Below are 7557 nucleotides of genomic sequence, written 5' to 3'. Positions count from 1 at the left end.
GCCAACCACTGCTGCTGTTTCAGTCGCACCTAACCCGTCGCTCAAGCCGACGGCCAAAAGCTACGCTTTTGGCTTCCCTCCGCTGCGCTCCGGCGCGGCTTAGCTCACACGTTAGGATTTGCCATGACAACACAAATGACTGATGGCATAACGTATGGGGGGGAAAGCTTTCAAATCTGCGGCTGCAATGGTCCAGAGTTTTTTGATCCGAAAGAGCATGGCCTTAATCCAAAAGCTCCATCCACAGCTTGCTATCGTGGCTGGGTTGGCGAATACCTCATCACAGATCGTTTGCTCCTCAGAGATCTTTATGTCTTCCACGATGCGGGATTGCCTGTAAAAAACAAAACAGCAAACGGGCCAGTCATAAGTGGTGTTGCGCCAATCAAACCAGAGACATGGGGCGGATTCAATTGCCTCTACAAAGACCTCAATCTTTCAACGAGCTTCTCCGGTGGCCTCCTAGTCGCAAGCGGATTTGTGCGAGAACTCGCAGTAAACATGGGCTATCACCCCTTCTGGAAATACACACGAGTGATCGAGCTGGTATTTCAAGATGGAAAGCTGCTTGAAGCCACTGACAAGTCGTCAGTAGCTCAAGAGATAAGAGAAAAGCATCTGGTTCCAGGCTTTCTCAACATGCCATCGCTCAGCGATGACAAGACGGTGATGAAGTGGATCGAAGATTCATTCTCGCTGCGGTACAGCTTCGTGGGCGCACCATGAGCCACCATCCTAACCCTGCAGTCGAGAGGGACAGCCTGCAAGCTGCGCTTGCAGGTTCCCTCCGCGCTACGCGCTCCGGCTGCCCCTCACTTCCACGTTAGATTTCATAGGACACTATGCTCGCTCGCCAGCCCCTAATAGCGTTGCTAGTCTTTCTCGCTGCAACGGCCTTCGTGCTTTATAGGTTCGTGCTACCTGGTGTGGCAGCAGACGCCACCTATCTACAAAATAACATCGCACCCGAACTACTTGGGCTATGTCTTGATGGCGTGTTGTTTGTCGGACTCTTTGAGTTGCTTAGCTCTTGGCGTGAACACCGATCAAAGGAGAATCTGCGGCGCATTCTTAAGGACACCCTTTCCACGGTTGCCCGTGATCTTAACGAAGGCGCAGTCGCCTCTGTACAGTCGCACATCTGGTCACTCAGAATGGATGTATCAAACATTCATCATGGAGAACGCTCAAAGATCGGGCTACAAACTCTTGAACCGTTCTTCGAGCAAATCAACGCACCAGAGATGAAGGTTGGCCTAAACGCCTTTTACAAACTCCTCGACTTTCTTGAGTCTCCAGCCGGAGAACCCTTTCGTTCTATCGTCACTTTGTGGGCGATGTCTGGCTTTGACGCTGCCAAACAGGTGAGGCTCGAAGGTTTTTACTCTATGGCGGCGCTTGAGTCGCCATCAACTCTTGCCAAGTGGTCGGAGTTGCTTCGCACGTTCAAGGCCTGTACTTGGAAACCGCACGCATTTCCATCGGTCGAGCTTCGTGCGCTCGGAAAATACCTTGAAGCAACTGAAATCTAACCTGGCGCTCAACCTCGCTCCCTTCGGGCGCTGGACGCTGCGCGATAAAGCCGCGCAGCGCCGGTTAGCTCTACGTTAGACCGCAATACTTCCTCACTATGAGCCCAGACATTTCAGAATTCAGCTACGGCTACGCGCTCACCGAAACGCTCATCAGATCGCTTCCCTTCCGATTGAGAGCTGCGCCGATCTTTCCATCGCTGAACGACGAAGGAAAGCCTGGTGGTGGATACGACGTTGAAATTCCATTTCCCGGTTTTCCGCTCTTCCTACAGTTCAAGCTTTCTCACCGAATGGTGCGGTACTCAGCTTTTGAAGCTCAGCTGGGCCTGTTGCCCACGCCATTCTTTCGCATGCACCTGCGCCCTACAAAGCACTCGCAGCAACATCCTATGCTGCTTGCCCTCGAAGCAAGTGGCGCCCCAGTGTTCTATGTCGCTCCGCACTTTGATACACCCGCTGAGCTAAACGACGCCTACATTAACCGTAAGGTCGTCGAACGATCCGTATTTTTCCGACCGTCCGAGATCGGCCCACTTCCCGACGACGACAACCATCATGTCTCATTCAGAGATGGACACCCGGTCTACCTCTGTAGCAACGATCCAAGAATGGTTCGAGAATCCAGTGCTGATCAAAAACAGTTTCTTGACGACATCGCCGAAGGTTTCTGGCGTTACGAACGCATCCTACCCAACGAAGACAGTGTCCGCTCTTGGAACGAGAAGCTTATTGCCATCGTTGAAAAACACAAATGGCATTTCCGTTGGTACGGAGACCACACCGTAAGCGCGCTACGCAATCGTTCGCCCGCCAACACGCTCGCCTATTTGGCCCGCACGTTCTTTGGCTGCAATGTCATTGTGTTGGCACCAGAAGAAGGCAGCAATGAAATCGCGGTCTAACCCATCGGTCCACCGGACGCTGCGCGATAAAGCCGCGCAGCGCCGGTGACCTCAGACGTTAGGTGCCAATTATGGTTCTCGGCTATCTACAACGAAAACTTCATAACTTAGTCGAGTGGTGGCAAGCTCCTATAACCCGAAAAGATAGAGCTCTAGGCGCTGTCGTAGGTGGCTTCGGGTGCTTGTGGATTGGCGTGCTTGGTAGGCTATTGCTAGGCCCAATGCCTGTATCGCTTAGTACCATCGGTTGGTGGGCGCTTTGTTCAGTCATCGCTGGAATTTTCCTTGGCATAGTATTTCCAAAGACCACCCTTTGCGTTTGCTATCCATTTTCCACATTTGGCGGTGGAGTTGGCACCTAACAATGCGCTCAACGCCGCGCACTTCGTTCGCTGGGCGTCAAAAAGCTACGCTTTTTGCCGCCCGTTAGCTTAGTCGTTAGGTCACCTCTATGAAAGAAGCGTACAACCTACAGTCTTTGTATGAAAAGTACCTGGACTTGGTGCGATTTGAAATTTCAGAGTTTTCCGTTAAGCCAACTGAGGTTAGGCATCTAATTGGAAGATTGGGAGAATTCTTTTGCGCGATTGTTCTAGATGGTGTGTTGGCCAGCACACCGAATCAGCATGGATTTGATGTTGTTTGTAAAAAAGGCCGAAAGGTAAGTGTAAAGACTACTGCGCAAAAGTCCGGTTTTGTCGCCATCGGAGGAAATACACTGAGTCTTGTTGATGATTTGATGATTATTCAATTCATTGATGATTCGTTGAGAATTGTTTACTATGGTCCAATTGAGTTGGCTGTTGCAAAAGCTAGGTACTACGATGATATCAAGAAATACGAGCTTGACATTTCGGCTGCAAGATTGATTTACAAAGACATTGATTCCTCACTTGATCTGAGTGTACTGAATTCAAGGGCGCATATCTTGTCCGCTGAGGGTAGGTACTTTGAGTTCAAAAATGATGATGATTACTTGAAGTGGATATCTGAGCATTTAGCAAGCGGTTACATTTTGAATTGCAATAAAAGCCATTCGCAGTCTAGCGTAAAAATCCATCGTGCAAACTGTCGTCATATCACAGAATTGCGAGGCAATGCTGGGAGTGGTGGCTTTACTCGTGACTACATAAAGGTGGGGGCATTTGGCGAAGCTGCCCTTCGTAATTGGTTGGCGCTGAGGCGTGGTGACGTAGTTGCCGAGCTGTGTGGGAATTGCTTAAAGGCTGTAAGGGAATAATTGGTCATTGGCCTAACCTATCGTTCAACCGGACATGCTCCGCCGTTCCTACGCCGGGCTTCATTCATTTTCGGCCGGCTACGTCGCGCTGTCGCATGCCGGTTAACTCAAGTGAACCGCCCCGGGTTTCCTGGAGGGCATTTGGTTTAAGTTGTAGCATCGCTTCTATTCGGGCTACTCGCCGCAGGGCGCGCTCGCCTTCATTTAGGCTGGGCACGAAACAAGGTGCGCGCAGCATCAAGCACCACCTTGATTGCCGGGTGGTTGATGCGTCGCTCCACCGATATGGCCCAGAAGCTCTCGCGAACGTCATCGGTCTGGCCGATGCACTGCACCTGGTAGCGGGCACAGATTTCATCCTTGAGTAGCTCCGGACCGGGAAAGTAACCGCTACCCGCCTCGCCAAACGCCTTCAGCAGCGCGCCATCGTCAAATTCGCCGAAAATGCGCGGCGACAGGCGCTGTTCGCTGAGCCAGCGGTCGATATGCCCGCGCACCGTCGCGCTATGGCCGGGCAGCAGCAAGGGCGCCGCATCCAGGCAGTCGGGGAAAGGCCGCCCTTGCGGATTCAGGCTGGCACGGCCGAAGAAAGCCACGGCGCTTTCGCCGAGCTTGTGGTTGTGACCGCGAATCGACAGCCCGGGAGGCATCGGCCGGTCGGCCACCAGCAGATCCAGCCGGTGCAGGGCCAGTTCGGCCAGCAATACATCCAGATGGCCTTCACGGCACACCAGGCGCACCGGCTCGGGCAATGCGCCTACCGGCGACAGCAGGCGATAGGCGATGGTTTTCGGCAGCACATCGGTGATGCCGACGCGCAGCACCGGCAGAGACTGATACTGGGGCGAGGCCAGCGCCGTCTTCATTTCATCGCCGAGCTGGATGATCTCGTCTGCATACGACAGCGCCATGCGGCCAGCCTCGGTCAACTCCAGCCCGCGCCCGGCAGGCCGGAACAAGGCGACGCCAAGGTCCTGCTCTAGCTGGCCTACCTGGCCGCTGACGGTTTGCGAGGTCAGGCCCAGCCGCTCAGCCGCCTTGGCAACGCCACCCATGCGCGCCACCGTCCAGAAATTCCGCAGATGTCTCAGGTTCATGATACTTCGTCTTTTTGCGATGTAACCATCAGGATAATTCGGCTTTTCTCATGGCAATTCAAGCCCTATCTTTGTCAGAGCTTTGAACCCGCTTGAAAGGAGTGCGCAATGCAGCCGCCATCTCATCCGCATCGCCCCGCCTGAGCCGCACACAAGGCGCATGCAAACGATTGCCGACCAGCCCATGCAGGCGATAGCCAGTTTCCGGGCGCGTCAGGGCGTCGTCTTTCCGGATTGACCACTTCAAGGAGTTTCAAATGGACCTCAGCAAACAAACCGCCGTCTCGCTACCCCATGGCGGCAGCGAATCGGTTCTCGCCAGCAACCGCGTCATCCGCAACACCTATATGTTGTTGTCGATGACCCTGCTGTTTTCGGCCGCCGTGGCGGGCATATCCGTAGCGCTCAAGCTACCGCACCCGGGCATCATCATTACCATGGTCGGCTATTTCGGCCTGCTGTTCGCCATCCACAAGATGCAGAACAGCGGCTGGGCGGTTGGCCTGGTGTTCGCGCTGACCGGCTTCATGGGATACACGCTTGGCCCGATCATCAGCCGCTACCTCAGCCTGCCCAATGGTGGCGAGATCGTCATGCAGGCGATGGGGGCTACCGCCCTGATCTTTATCAGCCTGTCGGCCTATGCGGTGACGACGAAGAAGAACTTCAGCTTCATGGGAGGCTTTCTGATGGTGGGCACCCTGCTCGCCTTCATTGCCGGCCTCGCAGCGTTCTTCTTCAATATCCCGGCCCTGTCGCTCACCGTGTCGGCCGCCTTCGTGCTGCTGATGTCCGGTCTTATCCTGTATGAGACCAGCAACATCATCCACGGTGGCGAGACCAACTATGTGCTGGCAACGGTGACCCTGTTCGTGTCGATCTTCAATCTGTTCACCAGCCTGTTGCAGTTGCTGGGCTTTCTGGGCAGTGACGACTAAGCGGGCCGTGCATGAACCTTGAGTAACGCGGCGTAGCTTGCACAGGGCAGCCGCACCCGGGCTGCCCGCCAAATCGCCGTTGATTCACCACCGATCCATCCCCTCTGCCTGGGCAGCGACCCGCTCCTGCCCGGGCATTTTTTTGCTGCGTCACGCGAAGGCTTGCGCGGCATGCACCACGCCGCGAAACTGTCCTACGCTCGGCTGCAAGCAGCATAAAACGGTGCCGCTTGCCTCTACCCGATGTGCAGGTTTTCTGACCGGAGAATTCCGCTTGACTCCTACCTTGCTGTGGATTGCCAGCATCGCCCTGATCCTGCTCGGACTCGCCGGCACCGTGTTGCCGGTGTTGCCGGGCACCCTGCTGGTGTGGGCCGGCATCGCACTGGGCGCCTGGATCGACGACTTCAACCGGGTAGGCGTAACTACCCTGGTACTGATCAGCATTCTGGCGCTGCTCGCATGGGTGCTCGACTATGTAGCCGGGCTGATGGGGGCCAAACGCGCCGGTGCCAGCAAGTCCGCGCTGGTAGGCGCTGCTATCGGCACGGTGGCCGGCCTGTTCATGGGCCTGATCGGCGTACTGTTCATGCCACTGCTCGGCGCGGCACTGGGTGAATACCTGGCCCGCCGCGATCACCAGCATGCCGCCAAGGTGGGGTTGGCCACCTGGATGGGCATGATGCTGGGGATGATCGCCAAGGTGGTTCTGACCCTGACCATGGTGGGCATTTTTGTCGCCGCCCTGCTCTGGTAAGCGGTGCAGCGTACCCGCTCCACGCGGATTTGCGGCATGATGGCCCGATGAATGCCTTGATCTACCCGATGGCCATGCATCTGGCCCTGGCCGCTGGCCTTTATGTGCTGCTCACCCTTGCCCGGGCACCCGCCATCTGGGGCCTGGGGCGCAATCCCGATGGTAGCAACCCCTATGCCAGCATCGAGCGGCGGATCAGCGCCAACCTGAGCAATCAGTTCGAATGGCCACTGTTCTTCCATCTGGCTTGCCTGATGCTGATCCAGCAAGCATCGCTTGATATCAAGCAGTGGGCGCTGGCCTGGCTGTTTGTCGGCGGGCGCCTGCTGCATAGCCTGGTGCAAATCCTCACCAGCAATGTCCGTTTGCGCGGCGTGGTGTTCACCATCAATTTCCTGGCGGTGCTCGGTATGTGGGTGTTGCTGGTATTGAATGCCGGCCAACACTAGCCATGGATGAACAGACTGCATTGGCAAGCTTTTCCGCCGATTCACACAGCGCAGGCGATTCCGGCCTGGTTCGCCACGCAATCGGCGCCGACCTCGATGGCATCCTGGCCTTGTACCGGGAGCTGCGCCCGCATGACCCGGTCCTCGCTCCCGAGGCCGCAGCGCAGCTGTTTGCCGACCTGCTTGGGCACCCATCCATGCATCTGCTGGTCTGCGAAATCGATGGCCTGCTGGTGGCGACCTGCTGCCTCGCCGTATTGCCCAATCTGGCCAGTGGCGGTCGCAGCTATGGGCTGATCGAACATGTGGTGACGCTGGCCAGCCATCGCGGCCAGGGGCATGCACGCCGGGTCATGGCGCATGCGCTGACGCTCGCCTGTTCGCTTGGCTGCTACAAGGTGATGCTGCTGTCCGGCGCGCAGCGCAGCGAGGCGCATCGCCTGTACGCCTCGCTCGGTTTCGATGGCGATGCCGAGCGCGGCTTTGTTGCCAAACCGTGCGCCTAAGGAAGCGCCGAACCCGCTTCCAGCCGCATTGCGCGGGGCGCTGACCGGGGCCGGCCCGGAACCCGCAGGACAGCGCTACCGCGCTTTTCGCGCGTCGGATGATACGCTCGGCGCGTCCTTGGCTTGAATTTGA

At 56.5% G+C, this 7557-nt stretch carries 9 protein-coding genes; 8 read left to right on the top strand and 1 reads right to left on the bottom strand.

The window, feature by feature from the left end; translation table 11 throughout:
- Positions 1-123: 123 nt before the first annotated feature.
- The 4 genes from ACE3OH_RS16875 to ACE3OH_RS16860 all read left to right on the top strand — a co-directional run bounded on the left by ACE3OH_RS16875 (position 124) and on the right by ACE3OH_RS16860 (position 3677).
- Positions 124-726: a hypothetical protein gene (locus ACE3OH_RS16875; RefSeq protein WP_374355657.1), complete on the top strand. Its 603-nt coding sequence runs from the start codon at positions 124-126 to the stop codon at positions 724-726.
- A 116-nt stretch (positions 727-842) separates the two neighbouring features.
- Positions 843-1532 carry a hypothetical protein gene (locus ACE3OH_RS16870; RefSeq protein ID WP_374355654.1) on the top strand — a complete coding sequence of 230 codons (690 nt, stop codon included), beginning with the start codon at positions 843-845 and terminating at the stop codon, positions 1530-1532.
- 98 nt (positions 1533-1630) lie between these two features.
- Positions 1631-2437 carry a hypothetical protein gene (locus ACE3OH_RS16865; RefSeq protein ID WP_374355651.1) on the top strand — a complete coding sequence of 269 codons (807 nt, stop codon included), beginning with the start codon at positions 1631-1633 and terminating at the stop codon, positions 2435-2437.
- Positions 2438-2888: 451 nt separating this feature from the next.
- A complete protein-coding gene (locus tag ACE3OH_RS16860) occupies positions 2889-3677 on the top strand; it encodes a hypothetical protein (protein ID WP_374355648.1) in 789 nt (262 codons plus the stop codon).
- A gap of 200 nt (positions 3678-3877) precedes the next feature.
- Here ACE3OH_RS16860 and nhaR read toward each other — a convergent pair whose 3' ends face one another.
- Positions 3878-4774 (bottom strand): transcriptional activator NhaR, encoded by an 897-nt coding sequence (nhaR, locus tag ACE3OH_RS16855; RefSeq protein ID WP_374355643.1) that lies wholly within the window; start codon positions 4772-4774, stop codon positions 3878-3880.
- 257 nt (positions 4775-5031) lie between these two features.
- Between nhaR and ACE3OH_RS16850 the strand changes: the two genes are divergently transcribed.
- The 4 genes from ACE3OH_RS16850 to ACE3OH_RS16835 all read left to right on the top strand — a co-directional run bounded on the left by ACE3OH_RS16850 (position 5032) and on the right by ACE3OH_RS16835 (position 7424).
- The gene (locus ACE3OH_RS16850; RefSeq protein ID WP_374355640.1) at positions 5032-5712 is read left to right on the top strand and encodes a Bax inhibitor-1/YccA family protein; all 681 of its coding nucleotides are present in this window, start codon (positions 5032-5034) and stop codon (positions 5710-5712) included.
- A 274-nt stretch (positions 5713-5986) separates the two neighbouring features.
- On the top strand, positions 5987-6469 hold the full coding sequence (locus ACE3OH_RS16845; protein ID WP_374355637.1) for a DUF456 domain-containing protein: 483 nt from the start codon (positions 5987-5989) through the stop codon (positions 6467-6469).
- A gap of 47 nt (positions 6470-6516) precedes the next feature.
- Positions 6517-6918, top strand: coding sequence for an MAPEG family protein (locus ACE3OH_RS16840; RefSeq protein WP_374355634.1), 402 nt, complete (start codon positions 6517-6519; stop codon positions 6916-6918).
- 2 nt (positions 6919-6920) lie between these two features.
- A complete protein-coding gene (locus tag ACE3OH_RS16835; RefSeq protein ID WP_374355631.1) occupies positions 6921-7424 on the top strand; it encodes a GNAT family N-acetyltransferase in 504 nt (167 codons plus the stop codon).
- Positions 7425-7557: the final 133 nt, after the last annotated feature.

The sequence above is a fragment of the Chitinimonas sp. genome (assembly GCF_041904975.1).
In the GTDB taxonomy this organism is placed as follows: domain Bacteria; phylum Pseudomonadota; class Gammaproteobacteria; order Burkholderiales; family Chitinimonadaceae; genus Chitinimonas.
The sequence above is the reverse complement of the archived record's forward strand: the minus strand, read 5'-3'. Positions and strand labels throughout refer to the sequence as shown.

Bases quoted from the DNA above. Each gene is read 5' to 3' on its own strand.
- ACE3OH_RS16875 (WP_374355657.1), top strand. From the start codon at position 124: ATGACAACACAAATGACTGATGGCATAACGTATGGGGGGGAAAGCTTT.
- ACE3OH_RS16835 (WP_374355631.1), top strand. From the start codon at position 6,921: ATGGATGAACAGACTGCATTGGCAAGCTTTTCCGCCGATTCACACAGC.
- ACE3OH_RS16840 (WP_374355634.1), top strand. From the start codon at position 6,517: ATGAATGCCTTGATCTACCCGATGGCCATGCATCTGGCCCTGGCCGCT.
- ACE3OH_RS16860 (WP_374355648.1), top strand. From the start codon at position 2,889: ATGAAAGAAGCGTACAACCTACAGTCTTTGTATGAAAAGTACCTGGAC.
- ACE3OH_RS16850 (WP_374355640.1), top strand. From the start codon at position 5,032: ATGGACCTCAGCAAACAAACCGCCGTCTCGCTACCCCATGGCGGCAGC.
- nhaR (WP_374355643.1), bottom strand. From the start codon at position 4,774: ATGAACCTGAGACATCTGCGGAATTTCTGGACGGTGGCGCGCATGGGT.
- ACE3OH_RS16865 (WP_374355651.1), top strand. From the start codon at position 1,631: ATGAGCCCAGACATTTCAGAATTCAGCTACGGCTACGCGCTCACCGAA.
- ACE3OH_RS16870 (WP_374355654.1), top strand. From the start codon at position 843: ATGCTCGCTCGCCAGCCCCTAATAGCGTTGCTAGTCTTTCTCGCTGCA.